This window comes from Chryseobacterium suipulveris (genome assembly GCF_022811685.1).
Lineage (GTDB): Bacteria > Bacteroidota > Bacteroidia > Flavobacteriales > Weeksellaceae > Kaistella > Kaistella suipulveris.
The window spans coordinates 2,891,296-2,907,517 of the sequence record NZ_CP094532.1 but is presented as its reverse complement, the minus strand read 5'-3'; the positions used below and the strand labels follow the sequence as shown (position 1 = coordinate 2,907,517).

Annotated in this window: 24 protein-coding genes; 12 read left to right on the top strand and 12 right to left on the bottom strand. The window is 40.0% G+C overall.

The features are described from left to right. The first annotated feature begins 169 nt into the window (after nt 1-169). A complete protein-coding gene (locus MTP09_RS13780; protein WP_243549127.1) occupies nt 170-415 on the top strand; it encodes a hypothetical protein in 246 nt (81 codons plus the stop codon). A 42-nt stretch (nt 416-457) separates the two neighbouring features. Here MTP09_RS13780 and MTP09_RS13775 read toward each other — a convergent pair whose 3' ends face one another. Both MTP09_RS13775 and MTP09_RS13770 read right to left on the bottom strand, forming a co-directional pair. Then, nucleotides 458-1,549: an acyltransferase family protein gene (locus MTP09_RS13775; RefSeq protein ID WP_243549125.1), complete on the bottom strand. Its 1,092-nt coding sequence runs from the start codon at nt 1,547-1,549 to the stop codon at nt 458-460. 8 nt (nt 1,550-1,557) lie between these two features. Then, nucleotides 1,558-2,112, bottom strand: coding sequence for a hypothetical protein (locus MTP09_RS13770; protein ID WP_243549123.1), 555 nt, complete (start codon nt 2,110-2,112; stop codon nt 1,558-1,560). 116 nt (nt 2,113-2,228) lie between these two features. Between MTP09_RS13770 and MTP09_RS13765 the strand changes: the two genes are divergently transcribed. The 4 genes from MTP09_RS13765 to MTP09_RS13750 all read left to right on the top strand — a co-directional run bounded on the left by MTP09_RS13765 (nt 2,229) and on the right by MTP09_RS13750 (nt 4,896). After that, nucleotides 2,229-2,654, top strand: a complete 426-nt coding sequence (locus tag MTP09_RS13765) for a hypothetical protein (protein WP_243549121.1) — start codon at nt 2,229-2,231, stop codon at nt 2,652-2,654. A gap of 337 nt (nt 2,655-2,991) precedes the next feature. Next, on the top strand, nt 2,992-3,651 hold the full coding sequence (gene rplU, locus MTP09_RS13760; RefSeq protein WP_243549120.1) for a 50S ribosomal protein L21: 660 nt from the start codon (nt 2,992-2,994) through the stop codon (nt 3,649-3,651). A gap of 12 nt (nt 3,652-3,663) precedes the next feature. Next, nucleotides 3,664-3,921, top strand: coding sequence for a 50S ribosomal protein L27 (rpmA, locus tag MTP09_RS13755; RefSeq protein ID WP_243549118.1), 258 nt, complete (start codon nt 3,664-3,666; stop codon nt 3,919-3,921). Between the two features lie 129 nt (nt 3,922-4,050). Beyond that, nucleotides 4,051-4,896 carry a UDP-2,3-diacylglucosamine diphosphatase gene (locus MTP09_RS13750; RefSeq protein ID WP_243549116.1) on the top strand — a complete coding sequence of 282 codons (846 nt, stop codon included), beginning with the start codon at nt 4,051-4,053 and terminating at the stop codon, nt 4,894-4,896. 1 nt (nt 4,897) lies between these two features. Here MTP09_RS13750 and thiL read toward each other — a convergent pair whose 3' ends face one another. Next, nucleotides 4,898-5,950, bottom strand: a complete 1,053-nt coding sequence (gene thiL, locus MTP09_RS13745) for a thiamine-phosphate kinase (protein ID WP_243551679.1) — start codon at nt 5,948-5,950, stop codon at nt 4,898-4,900. Between the two features lie 47 nt (nt 5,951-5,997). Beyond that, nucleotides 5,998-6,522: an acyl-CoA thioesterase gene (locus MTP09_RS13740; RefSeq protein WP_243549114.1), complete on the bottom strand. Its 525-nt coding sequence runs from the start codon at nt 6,520-6,522 to the stop codon at nt 5,998-6,000. A gap of 159 nt (nt 6,523-6,681) precedes the next feature. On the opposite strand from MTP09_RS13740, the gene MTP09_RS13735 reads away from it, so the two are divergent. After that, nucleotides 6,682-7,896, top strand: coding sequence for a BaiN/RdsA family NAD(P)/FAD-dependent oxidoreductase (locus MTP09_RS13735; protein ID WP_243549112.1), 1,215 nt, complete (start codon nt 6,682-6,684; stop codon nt 7,894-7,896). A gap of 62 nt (nt 7,897-7,958) precedes the next feature. Further along, nucleotides 7,959-8,282, top strand: coding sequence for a bacteriophage spanin2 family protein (locus tag MTP09_RS13730; protein ID WP_243549110.1), 324 nt, complete (start codon nt 7,959-7,961; stop codon nt 8,280-8,282). An 8-nt stretch (nt 8,283-8,290) separates the two neighbouring features. On the opposite strand, the gene MTP09_RS13725 is transcribed toward MTP09_RS13730, so the two are convergent. The 5 genes from MTP09_RS13725 to MTP09_RS13705 are packed head-to-tail and all read right to left on the bottom strand — an operon-like array spanning nt 8,291 to nt 10,564. After that, nucleotides 8,291-8,617 (bottom strand): iron-sulfur cluster assembly protein, encoded by a 327-nt coding sequence (locus MTP09_RS13725; protein ID WP_243549108.1) that lies wholly within the window; start codon nt 8,615-8,617, stop codon nt 8,291-8,293. 25 nt (nt 8,618-8,642) lie between these two features. Next, complete coding sequence (locus MTP09_RS13720; protein ID WP_243549100.1) at nt 8,643-9,338, bottom strand: ribonuclease H-like domain-containing protein; 696 nt, start codon at nt 9,336-9,338, stop codon at nt 8,643-8,645. A gap of 46 nt (nt 9,339-9,384) precedes the next feature. Further along, the gene (locus MTP09_RS13715) at nt 9,385-9,930 is read right to left on the bottom strand and encodes a GNAT family N-acetyltransferase (protein WP_243549098.1); all 546 of its coding nucleotides are present in this window, start codon (nt 9,928-9,930) and stop codon (nt 9,385-9,387) included. Beyond that, entirely contained in the window at nt 9,931-10,275 is a 345-nt protein-coding gene (locus MTP09_RS13710) for a tRNA-binding protein (protein ID WP_243549096.1), read from the bottom strand. It lies immediately after the preceding gene. Nucleotides 10,276-10,282: 7 nt separating this feature from the next. Further along, nucleotides 10,283-10,564, bottom strand: a complete 282-nt coding sequence (locus tag MTP09_RS13705) for a cytochrome C (RefSeq protein WP_243549094.1) — start codon at nt 10,562-10,564, stop codon at nt 10,283-10,285. Nucleotides 10,565-10,660: 96 nt separating this feature from the next. On the opposite strand from MTP09_RS13705, the gene meaB reads away from it, so the two are divergent. Beyond that, nucleotides 10,661-11,644, top strand: coding sequence for a methylmalonyl Co-A mutase-associated GTPase MeaB (meaB, locus tag MTP09_RS13700; RefSeq protein ID WP_243549092.1), 984 nt, complete (start codon nt 10,661-10,663; stop codon nt 11,642-11,644). Here the strand turns inward: meaB and MTP09_RS13695 are convergent, their stop codons facing one another. Continuing rightward, the gene (locus tag MTP09_RS13695; protein WP_243549083.1) at nt 11,645-12,175 is read right to left on the bottom strand and encodes a DUF4251 domain-containing protein; all 531 of its coding nucleotides are present in this window, start codon (nt 12,173-12,175) and stop codon (nt 11,645-11,647) included. It lies immediately after the preceding gene. 99 nt (nt 12,176-12,274) lie between these two features. On the opposite strand from MTP09_RS13695, the gene MTP09_RS13690 reads away from it, so the two are divergent. Then, nucleotides 12,275-13,084, top strand: a complete 810-nt coding sequence (locus tag MTP09_RS13690) for a M48 family metallopeptidase (protein ID WP_243549081.1) — start codon at nt 12,275-12,277, stop codon at nt 13,082-13,084. A 168-nt stretch (nt 13,085-13,252) separates the two neighbouring features. Then, the gene (locus tag MTP09_RS13685) at nt 13,253-13,582 is read left to right on the top strand and encodes a LapA family protein (protein ID WP_243549079.1); all 330 of its coding nucleotides are present in this window, start codon (nt 13,253-13,255) and stop codon (nt 13,580-13,582) included. A 29-nt stretch (nt 13,583-13,611) separates the two neighbouring features. Here the strand turns inward: MTP09_RS13685 and MTP09_RS13680 are convergent, their stop codons facing one another. Both MTP09_RS13680 and MTP09_RS13675 read right to left on the bottom strand, forming a co-directional pair. Then, on the bottom strand, nt 13,612-14,238 hold the full coding sequence (locus MTP09_RS13680) for an aminotransferase class IV (RefSeq protein ID WP_243549077.1): 627 nt from the start codon (nt 14,236-14,238) through the stop codon (nt 13,612-13,614). Beyond that, nucleotides 14,222-15,199, bottom strand: coding sequence for an aminodeoxychorismate synthase component I (locus MTP09_RS13675; protein WP_243549075.1), 978 nt, complete (start codon nt 15,197-15,199; stop codon nt 14,222-14,224). Before MTP09_RS13675 ends, MTP09_RS13680 begins: the two co-directional genes overlap by 17 nt. Nucleotides 15,200-15,257: 58 nt before the next feature. On the opposite strand from MTP09_RS13675, the gene MTP09_RS13670 reads away from it, so the two are divergent. Both MTP09_RS13670 and MTP09_RS13665 read left to right on the top strand, forming a co-directional pair. Next, nucleotides 15,258-15,446 carry a hypothetical protein gene (locus tag MTP09_RS13670; RefSeq protein WP_243549073.1) on the top strand — a complete coding sequence of 63 codons (189 nt, stop codon included), beginning with the start codon at nt 15,258-15,260 and terminating at the stop codon, nt 15,444-15,446. Between the two features lie 27 nt (nt 15,447-15,473). Beyond that, a complete protein-coding gene (locus MTP09_RS13665) occupies nt 15,474-16,196 on the top strand; it encodes a hypothetical protein (RefSeq protein WP_243549071.1) in 723 nt (240 codons plus the stop codon). The last annotated feature ends 26 nt before the right edge of the window (nt 16,197-16,222 follow it).

Sequence of the window (16,222 nt, the reverse complement as noted above, 5' to 3'; positions counted from 1 at the left end):
TAGATTTTTCTTAAAGACATAATAGGTCATATTTCTTTAACGAAAGAAAATAAGATCAATATGAAAAAGTAAAGGTTTTTGGTTAAAGATTTCATTTCCCTCAAAAATAATTGGCAATAATTGGCATAAAACTTGAAAGTTAAAAATTATAACATTAAAAAAATAAATTATGAACACACAGGTTATCTTCAAAAAAGCGGAAAGCTTCGGGATTTTTTTACTGACTTTCTTCTTCAGCGTTCTTGCTCTTGCTCAGGAATCTACAACTCCGGACGCAAAAGTTGACATCACCACCACCAAAACTACCACAACTACAGAAGAATGGTTTACCAATCCTGTTTATTGGGTAATCGGTGCGTTGTTATTGATCATCCTAATCGCAGTTGTAGCAAGAGGAGGAGGCAACAAAGAATAAGCGTTTTTACTTAACGTAAAAATTTGCTAAAACCGTTTCAGATCACACTGAAGCGGTTTTTTTTCGCAGAAACTCAAGGGTTTTCCAACCCAAAGCATCGATCTTTTTCGCTCCTTCGGCAATGATGACCGCAAGAAGAATATTGATTGCGAAAATAAGGATCATCAGAATCCACCATTCCATTTTGTCCTTTAATGGAACCACCAGAAAATACACCAGTGAAGAACTCATTCCTTGCGCGAAATAATAGAAAATCGCGTTCTTCCCGATATAGGTGATGAAATTGTTTTTGCTGATTTTCAGTCGGTTGTAAAGAACAAAAAGCGTCACCAACGAGAAACACGACCAGAAAATATAGAGCAGCTTCGGTGGGAATTTGGCTTTGTTCATCCTCATAAAAAGATCTTTACCGTAATTCCAGAAGAGAACAATGAGGATGATGAAGAGAATTCCATATAATATTGGAATCCATTTCGTGGGGATTTTTTTTCCTTTTAATTGATGCGCGACCAAAAATAATCCAAGGTAGAACGCAACATAACCAACCTGTCCTGTCGGATAAAACCACGGCAAAAGATTGAAAACCAGAGTCAACCCAAAACAAAGCGCGATAAATGCGTTGATATGTTTTGGGAAAAACCGCAAAATCAAAACCCCGAAAACGGTCAAAATAAAATATACTTTCAGGTACCAAAAACTTCCCATCACCACAGGAAAAGTGTCGGCATTCGTGTATTGGTGAAGATACCAATTCCCCAAATTCTGCCACTGCGGATCGGTCGAAATGTTTTGCGGAACATACTTTCCGCCGAAAGTGCTGTAGAAATCCTTCATCCACTGCATCCCGAAAAAGCTCAGTCCGAAAACTTTGAACAAATAATCGAGGAAGAAAAGAAATGTCACGAAAATCATATATGTAATCTGCAGTTTCAGCAGTCGGTAAAGGGTTTTTTCAACATTTCCTCCTGAAGTCAGTCCGCTCAAAGCATAAAAGAGCGGAACATCAATCAGAAGTGATAAAACACGCCATTCTGTTGGTACATAGTATTGCCCCGACCAAAAGACGGTGTGGATAAAGATAATGGCCAATGTTGCAAAACCCTTTGCAAAGTCGATGTAGAGGTCTCTTTTCATAGAAATTTTTACGGTAGGTCGTGAGTGGTTTTTACAAGTTTACCATTTTCAAAAAAGAAAAGGTTTCCTTCGTATTTTGATTTTCCTTTCTGCTCAAATCCGCGGAGTTCATTCTCGAATTTTGTGGTATAGTTTGTCCTGATTTTGGATCCATAATGATTGCCATCAATCGCAAATAAAGGTTCGGTGAAAATTTCGGAGCGCTGTTTCAAAGTCTCGTTCACCATTCCAAAACCGTTCATCACGAGAAAAAGCTTGTAATTATTCTGCTCCGAAAAATCCTGATAAGCCGACATTGGCAGACAGTAATTCGACTTGCAGCCATTGGTGAAAACATAAACCATCGCCTTAGGATATTTATTGAGTTCTGTTTTCAGCTGATTGGCGTTGACTTTATAAATATGCAGCGTGTCGGTTTTGGCAAAATCGGTTGCGGGAATAATTCGGTTTTTCAGTTGATCTTTCAGCGAACCATAATCGTCGGTCAATCCCGAAATTGAACCCGAAATTGAAATGCACGAAACCGTGAAAAATCCTAAGAATGCGTAAAGAAGAGTTTTCATAAAAGTTTAGTTGACCAAATATAGAAAATAAGTTCATCGCTTTTAATGAAAATTAAATAAAGTTTACTTTCCGGTATGGCTTTGTTTGGCTATTTTTAGCCCATTAAATTTTGATGATGAAAAAAGCACTATTTCCTGCCCTTATTTTTTTGTTGGTTTCCTGTGGTAAAGAGAGTTCGGCGCTTACTGTGAAGGCAGAAGTTCCCGAAAATCCAGTGGGTGAAATTCAAATTAAGGATAGCAATACAAAAGAAATCGAGGAAGTGGAAACGATTTCGTTACCTTTAAATAAAACCATTTTGCTCTACAATGATAAAGGTGAAAAGCTGTCGCTTGAGTTTAAGGAAGAAGGTGATGAAAAATTCGTTGTCGCGAAAAGAGGAAATCGACCATCTTTAAAAATGACATTGGAAGACGGCGACCATCACACCGAAGTTTATGAAAAAGACGGCTCGGTTCTGATGATCTCCGACCATGGAAAGAAGGCGGTTTATACCGGAACGGATGGAGTGGATGAGGTTTTTGTGCCACGAATACACTAACAAAGAATTCAAAATTCTACGCAAAGATTCATTTTGTCATTCAAAACTTAAGTAAGTAAAGACTGCGGATAAATCCGCTGCTTAAGCGACTGCTTCATCAATCCGCTTTAGCGGAAAGACTTTGCCATCTTGAACAGAGATTATTTCAATTAACCTTTGCGATTTTTTCTCGCGGATTACTGAGATTTCGCGAATATTTTTAACATTATATCTTTTCTTATTTCCCCGAAACAAAATGACCCTCAATATTTTAATCACAAAAAAACGCATAACTATTTGTAATTCAGAAAAAATTTGTACTTTTGCACCTCGAATTAACTAACAAAATTTATAAACAATGTTTGCAATTGTAGAAATAGCAGGGCTTCAATACAAAGTTGTACAAGACCAGAAGTTGTTTGTAAACCGTTTGAAAGGAGACAAAGGAGCGAAAGTTTCTTTCGACAAAGTTCTTCTTACCGTGAACGGTACTACAACAATCGGCGCCCCGGCTGTAAGCGGCATCACTGTAGATGCTGAAATCCTTGACCACGTGAAAGCGGATAAAGTAATCGTTTTCAAAAAGAAAAGAAGAAAAGGTTACGAAAAGAAAAACGGTCACCGTCAATCTTTAACTCAAATTCAAATCACTGGAATCACCGGATTTGACGGAGCAAAAAAAACGGCGAAAAAAGAAACCGCTAAAGCTGAATCTACTGAAGCAAAAACGGTAAAAGCAGAACCTAAAGCTGAAAAAGCGGCAGCTCCAAAAGCTGAAAAGACAGAGGAGAAAAAAGCTTCTTCAAAAGATGATGCTGCAACGGTAAACTTCAGCGAAGAACACGAATTGAACTATCTTCTTCAAAAGCACGGTATGTCTGAATCTGCAGACAACAGAAAAGTTCTTGTAGAACTTGGTAAAGAGTGCAAAGAAAAAGAAGGTAAAAGAATTTTGAGTACTGAAGTATTCGATGCTTACATTGCAGAAAATATCGACAAATTAACTCCAAAAAAATAATTCCAAAGTAAAATGGCACACAAGAAGGGAGTTGGTAGCTCCAAAAATGGTAGAGAATCGCACTCCAAAAGATTGGGAGTGAAGATTTTCGGTGGACAGGAAGCAATCGCGGGAAACATCATCGTGAGACAAAGAGGAACTCAACACCACCCAGGTGAAAACGTGGGAATGGGTAAAGACCACACTTTGCACGCGCTTGTTGACGGTAAAGTAGTTTTCAGAAAGAAAGCAAACAACAGATCTTTCGTATCTGTAGAGCCAAACGCTTAATTTACAGCGTATAATAAACACAAAATTCCCGATCGTGAGATTGGGAATTTTTGTTTTCAGCCATTCCAGAAATTTAATTTTCCATTTACCTTTATTTCATATTGAAACCTTAACTTTGAAAAAACTTCGATGGAGAAACGAAACATTGAAATTGTTGTTCTTTCCGATATACATTTGGGAACTTACGGATGTCACGCAACGGAGCTGGTTGCTTATCTGAAAAGCGTCAGTCCGAAACTGCTCATCCTGAATGGCGATATTATCGACGGTTGGGCGTTCTCGAAAAAATACTTTCCCAATTCGCACATGGCGGTTCTGAGCGAGTTTTTCAAAATGATGAAAAACGGAACCGACGTGATCTACATCACCGGAAACCACGATGAATTCCTTAGAAAATACACGGATCTCACGATGGGAAACCTTTTCCTGACCGACAAATATTTGCTGGAAATCAATGGCAAAAAACACTGGTTTTTCCACGGCGATATTTTCGACCATACCACGAAAGGCGGGGCGAAGATTATTGCGAAAATCGGTGGAATCGGTTACGACTGGCTGATTCTGGTGAACCGCGCCATCAACTTTTTATTGGAAAGTATCGGGAAAAAGAAAGTTTCCCTTTCAAAGAAAATCAAAAATTCCGTAAAAAATGCGGTGAAATTTATCGCCGATTTTGAGGAAAAAGCCATCGAACTCGCCATCGAAAATCATTACGAATACGTATTCTGCGGACACATCCACCAACCGGCGGACAAAATTGTGACCAATGAAAAAGGCACTGTTAACTATCTGAATTCCGGCGACTGGATTGAGAATCTTTCCTATATCGAATTCAATAATAATGAATGGAAGCTGCTCTACTTTGACGAAACCCAATACGAAAAACCTGAAATCGAGTCCAACGATATTTCGGTAAATGTCGAGGAGCTGATACACCCGCAGATTTTTGCTGCTTTTGTAGGCGCGAAAGTTTAGCTTACTTATTCAGAAAAGCGTCCCAACCTTGAGCGTTCAGCGCGATCAGTTCGCCGCTTCCTCTCGCTACCAAATAATTTCCCTGCTCCAAATCTACAGCGTGACCAATCACTGTGAAGTCGGGATGGTTTTTAATTTTGTCGAAATCGTTCGGTGAAATGGTGAAAAGCAGTTCGTAGTCTTCGCCTCCGCTCAACGCGCACATCACGGGATTCAGGTTCAGTTCTTCCGCCGTAGAAATTGTGAGCGAATCCATCGGGATTTTCTCTTCATACAACCGGAACCCAACTTTGCTTTGGTCGGAAAGATGCAGGATTTCAGACGACAAACCATCAGAAACATCGATCATCGAAGTAGGTTTCACATCGAGTTCTTTCAGGATATTTTTGATGTCGGTTCGTGCTTCTGGTTTCAGTTGCCGTTCCAAAATATAATCGTAACCATCCATTTCTGGCTGCATATTCGGATTCGCCAGAAAAACGGAATGTTCCCTTTCCAAGATTTGAAGTCCGAGATAAGCTCCTCCCAAATCTCCGGTCAACACCAGCAAATCGTTCACTTTCGCCCCGTTTCTTTTTACAATGTTTTCTTCGTCTTCCAAGCCGATTGCGGTAATGCTCATCACCAAACCGGAAGTTGAACTCGTGGTGTCGCCTCCTACCAAATCTACTTTGTAGTGTTTGCACGCCAAAGCAATTCCGCTGTAGATTTCTTCCAGAGCTTCCACCGGAAAACGATTGGAAACAGCGAGTGAAACCAAAATCTGTGTCGGAGTCGCGTTCATTGCTGCAATGTCGCTCAAGTTCACTACCACCGCTTTGTAACCCAAATGTTTCAGCGGAACATAACCGAGGTTGAAATGAACACCTTCAGCCAAAACATCGGTGCTTACGACTACTTTTTTTCCTTCGGGATTAATGATTGCGGCGTCATCTCCAACCGCGGTTTCTGTTGAGGAATTTTCAAAACTAAAGTTTTCGGTGAGATGCTTGATCAGTCCGAATTCGCCATAAGCAGAGATCGGAGTGAGTTGTGGGTTTTTATCTTCGAGGATGGACATTTTTTATAGGTGATGGGTGATTGGTGATGAGTGATAGATGATTATTCTTCTTTTTTTCTCCAGGTGAAAGTTCCTCTTTTGTGGAATGCTTCCACATTTTCAGGTTTGAAAGGGAGGTTTTTCAGATCGTCTCTTGTTAAAGTTTTTACGTGTTCGCTGCTGAATTCCTGCATCACCTCGAGAATTTCGTCGGGTGGGGTTGTCGATTTTCTCAACATCATATCGATCCAGACTCCAGTTGCTTCAGAGGTTGCCATATGTGTCCCGTCCGGAAGATAAAACTTGTGGATGAACTGATAAATACTCGCATCTTCCGACATTCCCGAAATTTCCAGCGATACGTAAACAGTTTGGTCGGCATAAATCTCCTTAAAAAAAGAATATCGTTCGTGCAGAATAACGGGACCGATTCCCCATCTGCTGAGTTCTTTCAGACCCATTTTGTGGGTGTTCATAAACGCCATTCTGGTTTGTGCGCAGTATTCCACATAAGCGGAGTTGGCGAGGTGTTTGTTGGCATCGATGTCGCTCCATCTCACCTCGAATTTATAATGATAATCAGACATATTTGCTAATGAAAAAGTAAGAATGAAAAATTAAAAATTGTAATGCGCAAAATTAACCATAAATGACGGGTTATAAAAATTGTATTTTTGCAGTTCAGTAGGAACGGACTTTAGTCCGTTTGCAAGTTAAAAGATTCGTTTGGCTTTAGCCAAATTTTTATGGATAGAAAGAAAATAATCATCATCGGAGGTGGAGCTGCAGGTTTTTTCTGTGCCGCAAATCTCGACGAACAAAAATTTGATGTCATCATCCTTGAGCAGCATTCGGATGTTCTACAGAAAGTAAAAATTTCCGGTGGCGGTAGATGCAACGTGACTCACGCTTGTTTCGACCCGCGTGAACTGGCGGGATTTTATCCGAGGGGAAACAAGGAACTTCTCAGCGTTTTTCACAAATTTCAGCCGGGAGATACGATAGATTGGTTCGAGCAGAGAAATGTTCCCTTAACGATTGAAAACGACAACCGCATCTTTCCTGAAAGTAATTCCTCACAAACCATCATTAATACTTTGGTTAAAGAAGTTTCTGATAAGAACTTTAACATCAAAACTAAATCAGTAGTTAACGGAATTGTAAAGCAGGACAGTCAATATTTAATCCAAACTAATTCAGGAGATTACACTGCAGATTATGTTGTTTATACGACTGGAAGTGCACCCAAATCTTTAAAGCTGATTCAGAATTTAGGACATCAAATCGTTGACCCGGTTCCTTCCCTTTTTACCTTTAACATTAAAAATGAATTACTGAATGATTTGCCTGGAACGAGTTTTACCAACGCCGAAGTTTCCATCCCTCAACTGAAAACGGAGGAATCTGGACCGATGCTGATTACACATTGGGGACTTTCGGGACCGGCGATTTTGAAAATTTCTGCGTGGAAAGCAAGGGAACTTGCAGACCTGAAATATCAGTTCGAAATCTTGGTCAATTTTTTGGGAATCGACATTGAAACTGCGGAAGAAACCTTCAAAAAATTCAGAAACGAAAATCCGAAGAAAACAATTGGAACTTCAAAGGTTTTCGATATTACCTCCAGATTTTGGCACCGGATTCTTTGGATTTCAAAAGTGGATTTAAACAAGAATATTTCCAATATTTCTGCGAAGGAAATTCAGTCAATTTTACAAAATCTGTGCGGCAACCGAATGAAGGTCACAGGGAAATCAACCTATAAAGACGAGTTTGTGACTGCAGGTGGAGTTAATTTGAAGGAGATCAACTTTAAAAATATGTCGTCAAAAATCCTGGAAAACGTTTATGTTGCGGGGGAAGTGCTGAACATTGATGCGGTTACAGGCGGATTTAATTTTCAGGCGTGTTGGAGTGAAGCGTGGCTGATTGCGCAGGATTTGAATTCAATTGAACTTTAATAGTAAAAACTCAAAGGGAAACATTTATTTTATTAAATTTGACAAAATTTTATTTCGAAAAAATGAAAAGATTCTTTTCCATTATAGTTTTGCTACTTGTTCTTTCTGTAACTTCTTGCCAGGTAAGAGTGGTGAGTCCTCAAAAACCGATGCAGAAAAACTCACTCGAACTTTACCAGAAATACACTTTCCAGACGAATGATGCGAAGACGGTAAAAATGCAGGTTCTAAGACAGGACGACGATAAAATTTACGGAAAAACAAAGACTGGAGAAGAGGTTGTGCTCAACAGAACCGATGTGCGTGAAGCAAAAAGGGTAGATTGGCTTTCTACCATCGCGATAGGTGTTGCAGCAGTTGCAGCGGTAATTTTCGTGCCGATTTAATCTTCAGATTACAGCATTCCGAGTTCGAATCTCGCTTCCTCGCTCATCATGTCTTTGTTCCACGATGGCTCGAAAGTGAGTTCCAGGTCGACTTCTTTTACGTGTTCCACAATCGCAACTTTTTCCTTCACTTCTGCGGGTAAACTTTCTGCAACGGGGCAGTTTGGTGAAGTGAGCGTCATAATGATTTTCACGGCAGCTTCGTCAGAAATCTGCACATCGTAGATCAATCCCAGTTCATAAATGTCCACGGGAATTTCAGGGTCGTAAATTGTTTTAAGTACTCTGATTATGTTTTCGCCGATGTCGGCAATTTGGTCGTCGGTGTATTTCATTGGTTGGTCAGCTTCGGTATTTTTTTTATTCTGATTTCTCCAGGAGATTTTCCTGCCGCATCCTGCGGAAAATATTTGCCAAAGTTAACACATCTTTTTCACAATATTGAACAATTCTAAATAAGTCTTTCTCTATCCAGTAGATTGACGCCACCATTGAACCGTCGATATCGTCCTTTGGAGTGGGGATTGCGAAGACATTTGCCAAAAGTTCCAGCGAGACATAAGATTTGTAATCACCAAATTTCCACAGTTCCATGGTGTCGAGATGTGGAATTTCCCAAGGTTTTTTTCCGAATAACTGAAAAGCTTTTGGCGGCTGCATTCCATTGATCAAAAATCTTCTCGCAATCCACGGGAAATCGAATTCCTTCCCGTTGTGGGCGCAGAGAATCACTTCCCGAAGTTTCGGCCGGTTGAAGATTTCGCCGAATTCTTCCAGCAGCTTTTTCTCATCATCGCCGTAGAAACTCTTGATCATCAACCTTTCATTCTTATCCAAAATCCCAACGGAGATGCAAATGATTTTGCCAAATTCCGCCATAATTCCACCACGTTCTTTATAGAACTCTTCTGCGGAAAAATCTTCTTTTCTTTGAGTTTTGGTTTTCTTGTCCCAAAGTTGTTGCTGTGATTCATGCATTTCGTCCCATTCTGCATATTGTGGAACGGTTTCGATGTCAAGGAAAAGTACTTTTTCTAAAGGAATGGAATTAAGCATGGTTGGTGTTTTTATAGTTGAGGTTGAGTTTCCTTAAGTAAAATTATTAATTGTTTTGATGAAGCCAGTCGTCCTTTGTAATCTCATACACATCAAACAGCTGATTGTGAAAATTAATCTGCTCTTTGAAGCGCAATCCGTTTTTCAATGCAGTTCGTTTCGAATTGATGTTTTCAGGAACAATCAGTGAAACTAATCTTTCCTTAAAATTATTTTCAAAAGCAAAGTCCTGACATTTTTTGCTGGCTTCCGCGGCGAACCCTTTTCTTCTGAATTTTGGCAGAATAGAATAAGCAATTTCCAGTTCTTCAACTCCATCAATTTCCCTTATCAAAAGTCCAGCTTGACCGACGATTTCGCCAGAAGCTTTTTCGATCAGGATATTTTGTCCGCCCAAATTGTTGTCGTAACGGTGAAAGGTCCATTCAAACCATTTCTTGCAACATTTTTCGGGAGTTTCGAATTCTGACATTCCCAATAAATCCCGAGTGTCGGCATCGGCAAAAAGCTCTTTCCAAACTTCGAAGTCCGAAATTTCAAGCTTTCGAAATTTCAGTCGTTCTGTTTCCTGATCTGTGAGCAGATATTTCATTTAGCCAACCTGACAACCATTTTTTACTTCAAGCGAGGGCGAAAGCAACGTAACCTCCCTATTTTCACCATAAACTCCGAGGACAAGACATTCGCTGAAAAAATTCGCAATCTGTTTTTTGGGGAAATTCACAACGGCAATGATCTGTTTTCCAACAAGTTCCTCTTTTGAATACAGTTCAGTAATCTGCGCGGAAGATTTTCTGATTCCCAGTTCGCCAAAATCAATTTCAAGAATGTAGGATGGCTTTCTCGCCTTCGGAAAATCCGATACCGAAAGCACAGTTCCGCTCCTCATGTCGATTTTCTCGAAATCTTCCCAGGAAATCTCAGGTTTCGCCTCCATCAAATCACTATTTTACCGAAACGATATAGTCGTAAACCATTTGGTGTTGTGTGTCATTCAGCTTTGCTTTTGGCGCCATCGAATTCATAATTCCCACCCAATCCTGTGCGGAGTGATCCTTTGGATTTGGTAAATCGTGGCACTTTTTGCAGGAGTTGTCGAAAATAACTTTTCCCTGTGCAAGATATTCCGCAGTAATGGTTTTCGGCCCGCTTACAGCGGGAGTCTTCGGTGTACAGGAAACGATGAATGCGGTTCCCAAAATTGCGGTTACAGCTAAAATTTTCATAGTATTTCAGATTTAATGTTCTCAAAAATAAAGAAATTTCCGCTTACTTTCGTTGGAATGAACCGAATTCGTAAAAAGTATCGTATTTTTGAGTAGATGAAAACGGTTTCCACGAAAGATTTAGTTAAAGGGATTATTTCCGGCGACAAGCGGTTGCTCGGGAAAGCCATCACGTTGGTAGAAAGCAAAAAACCCGAACACCGAATTCAGGCCGAAGAACTGCTGAAAGAGATTTTGCCTTTAACGGGAAATTCAATCAGAGTGGGAATTACGGGAGTTCCCGGTGCTGGAAAGTCAACCTTTATCGAAAGTTTTGGAAAGCTCGCTTTAAGCAAAGGAAAGAAGGTCGCCGTGCTTGCAATCGATCCCAGTTCGTCTTTGAACAAAGGTTCAATTTTGGGCGATAAAACCAGGATGGAAGAATTGGCGAAAGAAGAAAACGCCTTCATCCGTCCTTCGCCGAGTTCGGGTTTTTTGGGCGGAGTTGCCAATACGACTTTTGAGACGATGCTGATTTGCGAAGCGGCAGGTTACGACTTTATCTTGATTGAAACAGTTGGAGTTGGGCAGAGTGAGGTTTTGGTTTCAGACATTACCGACGTTTTTCTGTTCCTGAAAATTATTGGTGGTGGAGACGAACTTCAGGGGATTAAACGCGGAATTATGGAGATGGTCGATCTGATCTTCATTAATAAAGTGGAAGATGAGAACCTCAACAAAGCAAAAAATACCAAAGTTGAACTGATGCGCGCTTTGCATTTTATGCCATCAAAAGAAAAGGATTGGAAAGTTCCCGTTCTGCTTGGTTCGGCATTAAATAATAAAGGTTTGGACGAAGTTTATGCCAGAATCGACGACTTTATCCAGCTGAAAATAAAAAACCAAACCTTCAGCGAAACCCGAAGAAAACAGCAGGAGAAACGTTTTGACTATTGGGTTCAGGAATATATTCTTCAGAAAACGAAAGAAAACCAGTCCACGGAAACTTTCTACGAGCTCCACAAAAAAAATGCCTCAGAACTGAAAGCCAATCCAAGTTCTGAGGCAAAAATATTTGTCGATCGACTTTTCAATAAGTAATTACTTCTTGGTAGAATTTTCCATGATATAGCCGTCATACGAAATCGGTTGTCGGTCATTGGCATCGATGGAAAGATACGCTTTGCCGTTTTTGAAAACCTCAAGATTCATTTTGCGGATGTTTTGTTGGTCATTAACGGTGATATAAAATACCTTGCTCCCTTTTCTTCCATCTTCTTGCGTTACTTTGTAATCTTTGGAAGTAAAACGGAAACCATTCTTTATCGTATCGTAACTTGGGTTGTATAATCTTCCGAAATACGGCAAAGTCACTTCAAGCTGATCTTTAGAAATCTGTACGGTGTAGCCATAATCCAAATCCAGAATTCTTGTGGAAGAAGAGCCGGGCAAAGAATTCATCACATTCACTACATCCATGTTCATAGGATTTGCTCGTTGCGCAATAAATGTAAACTCACCGGAGTTTACCAATGCTGAAACTTTCTCGGGCGCAATTGCGGATTGTGAGCTGCATGAACCCAAAATCGCGAAAAGAAACGATGACGCCAATATCAGGATTAAATTTTTCATATTTTTTGTAGTTTGATTTATTAGACTTAACTAAGTTAAAGGTAAAAATTTATTTGGAATAATAATTGTTTTAATAGACTCAAATGAAATAATACAGCTATGAAAAAAGTTAAAAGTTTACTTACGGTCGGAGCGTTGTCTGCAATTATGGTTGCGTGTACCACGAATCCGATTACAGGAAGAAAAACGTTACAGTTAGCCAACAATCAGGAAATCGCGGCGATGGCGTTGCAACAGTACAGAGAAACCCTTTCGAAAGCAAAGGTGATTTCGGGAACTACTGCAGCCAAAAGCGTACAGAATGTTGGTTTAAGAATAAAGAATGCCGCCAATAATTACTACCGCGGAATTGGGCGTGAAGGCGATATTGCCGATTATCAGTGGGAGTTTAATCTCATCGATGACAAGCAGATCAACGCTTGGTGTATGCCGGGTGGAAAAGTTGCGGTATATACCGGGATTATGCCTGTAACCAAAACTGACGCAGGTTTAGCTGTGGTTTTGGGACACGAGATTTCTCACGCACTTGCAGGACATGGAAATGAAAGAATTTCTCAGGCGATGGTTGCACAGTATGGTGGAGCAATTCTGGGTGCTACAATATCGAATGCACAGTTGGCGCAGATTTTTTCTCAGGCATATCCGATCGGAGCCCAGGTTGCGCTATTGAAATACGGAAGAAGTCAGGAATTGGAGGCAGACGAAATGGGTCTTTATTTAATGGGAATGGCGGGATACGATCCACGGGAAGCACAACCTTTCTGGCAAAGAATGGAGGCGACATCCAACGGAAACAGACCACCGGAATTCTTATCAACCCACCCGAATCCGGACACCAGAAGAGCCGATTTGGAGAAACATATGCCGAAAGCTTTAGAATACTATAAAACAGCAGGCGGAAAAATTTAACACAGATTAAATCAAATAGAAACCTTTCCGAAAAAATTGTAAATTTGGAAAGGTTTTTTTGATATCTGTTTTTGAGGTCAAGAAAAACTGATAGGTGAAATTTCCTTACCCCGACCCTAAAGGGCGGGAAATTCCGATGAAAACAAAAGTGTTTATTAATTCTTTGATATGAAAAATTTAACTTTTATAGGACTTCTGCTTTTGGGATTGGCTTTTCTGCTTTATTATATGCTTCCCAACTTTTCGTTTGTAAAACTTTTTGAGCCACTCAATCTAATGGGAACTCTCGCCGGAATTGGAATTGGTTTGATCATTGGAGGAATTGTGGGCTACGTAAGCAAAGGAACCGCACTGAAGGAAGAGCAGAAACGACGCGAGCTGAAACAGCTTCGTAAGGAAAAAGAAGAATTAGAAAGACAGGCGGCTGAACTCGCCAAACAAAATCAGCAAACGGAATCTAAGCCAACACAAAACCAAAATCCGCAGAATTACTATTAATCTGCGGATTTTTTTATTCAGTCAACACCCTAAACTTCCAGGTAATCGCCGCTTTCGGGCAGGTTGGTTATTTTTTCGATGGGGTAGATAAACATATCGTCGAAATCATTCATCGAGTTGATGATTTGGAAATGGGTAAATTCAGTGAGGTTCTGCAAAGTAATTTCGGTTTCCTTTATTTTCTTGCTTTTCAGAAGGTGCTGTCTTTGAACGCCGTTCAGCAAAAATGTTGAGGGCGTGAACCATTCCTTTCCTTTCTTGAAAAGCAGGTTCGAAAATGAAGTGTCGGTGATGTGGTTGTTTTTTACGATAATGATTTCCTTGGCTTTTGCCTTAAGTTTCATTTTGTCAAATTCCTTGCGGTCTTCAGATTTGAAGGTGTAATCAAAAGAATTATTTTCCACCAACTGAAAATCGGTGATTTCTGAAATCGCGTACGGAATCATCTGCGTGCGGAAATTTTTGTTCAAATCGTAACTGATCCGTAGTTTGAAAAGCCCGTCTTCATCGTGCTGCAACTCCTTGAAAATCTTTCCCAGGTCGATCGACTTCTCCTTCCCGAAATAGGAAAAAGTTTCGTTGACCCTCTTTTGGTGAAGGTCTAAAAGGAATATTTTCTGGTCTTCAACTTTTATACTTTCAAAAAACTGGGACATAAATTTTATTTTTCATTTCTTGGTATTCGTCGGCTAATTTACTCAAATGCGTGATTCCGCCACCACTTTTGAAATACAATTTGTCATTTTCTTTTTCGATGAACCGGATCATCACGCAGGAATCGAGGTTTTTTCCGTCGAACCATCCGCAAACTCCGGTATAAAAACCACGGTTGTAGGTTTCGGCCTCCAGAATAATTTCCAGTGTTTTTGGTTTCGGAGCGCCGAGAATTGAACCTGCAGGAAGTAAGGTTTGCATCAAGCTTCCGATTTTTCCCTGAAATTCAGGTTTCAACTTCCCCGAAATTTCGGAACTCATCGCGTACAAATTTTTCTGTTTTGTTCGGATGAAGTCAATCCGTTGAAACTCATTTACTTTCACGTCATCTGCAATCATGCTTAAATCGTTTCTCAGCAAATCGACCACGGTGTAATGTTCGGCTTTTTCCTTTACATCATTTTTCAGAATCTCTGCGGCGTTTTCTTTTGCGGCATCGATTGTTCCTTTCATCGGATGGGTAAAGATTTCGTTATCAGCAACTTCCACGAAAGTTTCGGGCGAAAAGAAAACAAACTCGTTTTTATAGAGCACCTTGTATTTCGCTTTGGAAAAATGGAAAATTTCTTCGAGCGAAAAATTGGTTTCTATTTCAGTTTTGCAGGTGTAATTGGTGAGGTAGGAATTTCCGAGTCGGAGATTTTTCTGAACAATATCAAACCCTGTCCGATACTCTTCTTTGGATTGCGGAAAAGATTTCAGTTCGATAGTTTTATCAATAAAATCTACTTTATCACTATTCTTAAAACCTTTAAAATCAATCAATAATCCCGAATCTTTTAGTTGTTCTTTGGTAAAAAGCTCTACTTTTTCCATCATAAAATCGACGATGAAAAAGAAGGGTACTGCTTCCTGTGAAAGCTCGTCCATTCTTTGGAAGCCGGGATGATGTTCAGATTTCATTGCTGCAAAAATAGTTTATTGTGGGGAATTTGAATTATGGAAAATAAAACGTGGAGTAATGACGTCCGTCCTTGCGAGGAATGGAGCGCAGCGGAATGACGTGGCAATCTCAATTAAATACTTTTCAATGCTTTCAATGGAATTTATAATCATTGAGGTTGCTTCGTCGTTCCTCCTCGCAATGACTGGGAACTCTTTACTTCAGTTTTCGCCACCAAACCACGAATATCTTTCGTCGCACCATTAACTTCCCGCTTTTCCTTATTTTTGCGCCATGGAAAACAACTACCCACAAAAAACGGGAATCAACTTAATTTTATCTCAGGCGTTTAGTTACTGGAACCGCACTTTGTCTTTTCAGCTCATGTACAGTTTGCTGTATCTGTCGCTGTTTTTTCTTGGCTACTACTATTTTTTCAAATATTTTGGTTTGTGGGACGAGTTTTCCCAATACAGCGAACTGTTGAAAACGGATTTCCCTGCGTTTAACAAAAAGATGGAGGAGATCGCGAAACTTCCGCAAACGGCAAACTTCACGCTCGCTATTTTCGTACTCTTAGCTTTGATCGCACCGCTGAATGTGGGTTTCTACAAAATCTACAGAAAACTCGATCTGGGCGAAAAGCTAGTAATGAACGATCTTTTTGCCGGTTATCTTGGATTTGATTTTTTTAAGTTTTTCGGGTTCTATCTGTTCTGGATCATTATTTTCTCTTATGCGAATTCGCTTCTAATTCTGGGGGTTGTGTGGATTTTCATTACGATTTTCTCGATTCCGCTGTTGTTTTTTATGGATGTGAAAACTTTCGAGGGAATTGGTTTAACCATCAAAGGATTGAAACGCGACTTTGCAACGGTTTTGATCTGTCTTTTCGTAGGCTTTCTGTTCAGTTTAAGCGGAATTTTCCTGTTCGGATTTGGTTTTCTGTTTACTTTCCCGTTCTGGAATGCCATTATTTATGCCCTTTATCAAAATTATTTTAAGGAGGTCGGGTAAAATTTATTTCTGAGTTCATGCTTTGT

Excerpts from the sequence above, each read along its gene's own strand:
- MTP09_RS13780 (WP_243549127.1), top strand. The coding sequence starts at position 170 with ATGAACACACAGGTTATCTTCAAAAAAGCGGAAAGCTTCGGGATTTTT.
- MTP09_RS13775 (WP_243549125.1), bottom strand. The coding sequence starts at position 1,549 with ATGAAAAGAGACCTCTACATCGACTTTGCAAAGGGTTTTGCAACATTG.
- MTP09_RS13770 (WP_243549123.1), bottom strand. The coding sequence starts at position 2,112 with ATGAAAACTCTTCTTTACGCATTCTTAGGATTTTTCACGGTTTCGTGC.
- MTP09_RS13765 (WP_243549121.1), top strand. The coding sequence starts at position 2,229 with ATGAAAAAAGCACTATTTCCTGCCCTTATTTTTTTGTTGGTTTCCTGT.
- rplU (WP_243549120.1), top strand. The coding sequence starts at position 2,992 with ATGTTTGCAATTGTAGAAATAGCAGGGCTTCAATACAAAGTTGTACAA.
- rpmA (WP_243549118.1), top strand. The coding sequence starts at position 3,664 with ATGGCACACAAGAAGGGAGTTGGTAGCTCCAAAAATGGTAGAGAATCG.
- MTP09_RS13750 (WP_243549116.1), top strand. The coding sequence starts at position 4,051 with ATGGAGAAACGAAACATTGAAATTGTTGTTCTTTCCGATATACATTTG.
- MTP09_RS13740 (WP_243549114.1), bottom strand. The coding sequence starts at position 6,522 with ATGTCTGATTATCATTATAAATTCGAGGTGAGATGGAGCGACATCGAT.
- MTP09_RS13735 (WP_243549112.1), top strand. The coding sequence starts at position 6,682 with ATGGATAGAAAGAAAATAATCATCATCGGAGGTGGAGCTGCAGGTTTT.
- MTP09_RS13730 (WP_243549110.1), top strand. The coding sequence starts at position 7,959 with ATGAAAAGATTCTTTTCCATTATAGTTTTGCTACTTGTTCTTTCTGTA.
- MTP09_RS13725 (WP_243549108.1), bottom strand. The coding sequence starts at position 8,617 with ATGAAATACACCGACGACCAAATTGCCGACATCGGCGAAAACATAATC.
- MTP09_RS13720 (WP_243549100.1), bottom strand. The coding sequence starts at position 9,338 with ATGCTTAATTCCATTCCTTTAGAAAAAGTACTTTTCCTTGACATCGAA.
- MTP09_RS13715 (WP_243549098.1), bottom strand. The coding sequence starts at position 9,930 with ATGAAATATCTGCTCACAGATCAGGAAACAGAACGACTGAAATTTCGA.
- MTP09_RS13710 (WP_243549096.1), bottom strand. The coding sequence starts at position 10,275 with ATGGAGGCGAAACCTGAGATTTCCTGGGAAGATTTCGAGAAAATCGAC.
- MTP09_RS13705 (WP_243549094.1), bottom strand. The coding sequence starts at position 10,564 with ATGAAAATTTTAGCTGTAACCGCAATTTTGGGAACCGCATTCATCGTT.
- meaB (WP_243549092.1), top strand. The coding sequence starts at position 10,661 with ATGAAAACGGTTTCCACGAAAGATTTAGTTAAAGGGATTATTTCCGGC.
- MTP09_RS13695 (WP_243549083.1), bottom strand. The coding sequence starts at position 12,175 with ATGAAAAATTTAATCCTGATATTGGCGTCATCGTTTCTTTTCGCGATT.
- MTP09_RS13690 (WP_243549081.1), top strand. The coding sequence starts at position 12,275 with ATGAAAAAAGTTAAAAGTTTACTTACGGTCGGAGCGTTGTCTGCAATT.
- MTP09_RS13685 (WP_243549079.1), top strand. The coding sequence starts at position 13,253 with ATGAAAAATTTAACTTTTATAGGACTTCTGCTTTTGGGATTGGCTTTT.
- MTP09_RS13680 (WP_243549077.1), bottom strand. The coding sequence starts at position 14,238 with ATGTCCCAGTTTTTTGAAAGTATAAAAGTTGAAGACCAGAAAATATTC.
- MTP09_RS13675 (WP_243549075.1), bottom strand. The coding sequence starts at position 15,199 with ATGAAATCTGAACATCATCCCGGCTTCCAAAGAATGGACGAGCTTTCA.
- MTP09_RS13670 (WP_243549073.1), top strand. The coding sequence starts at position 15,258 with ATGACGTCCGTCCTTGCGAGGAATGGAGCGCAGCGGAATGACGTGGCA.
- MTP09_RS13665 (WP_243549071.1), top strand. The coding sequence starts at position 15,474 with ATGGAAAACAACTACCCACAAAAAACGGGAATCAACTTAATTTTATCT.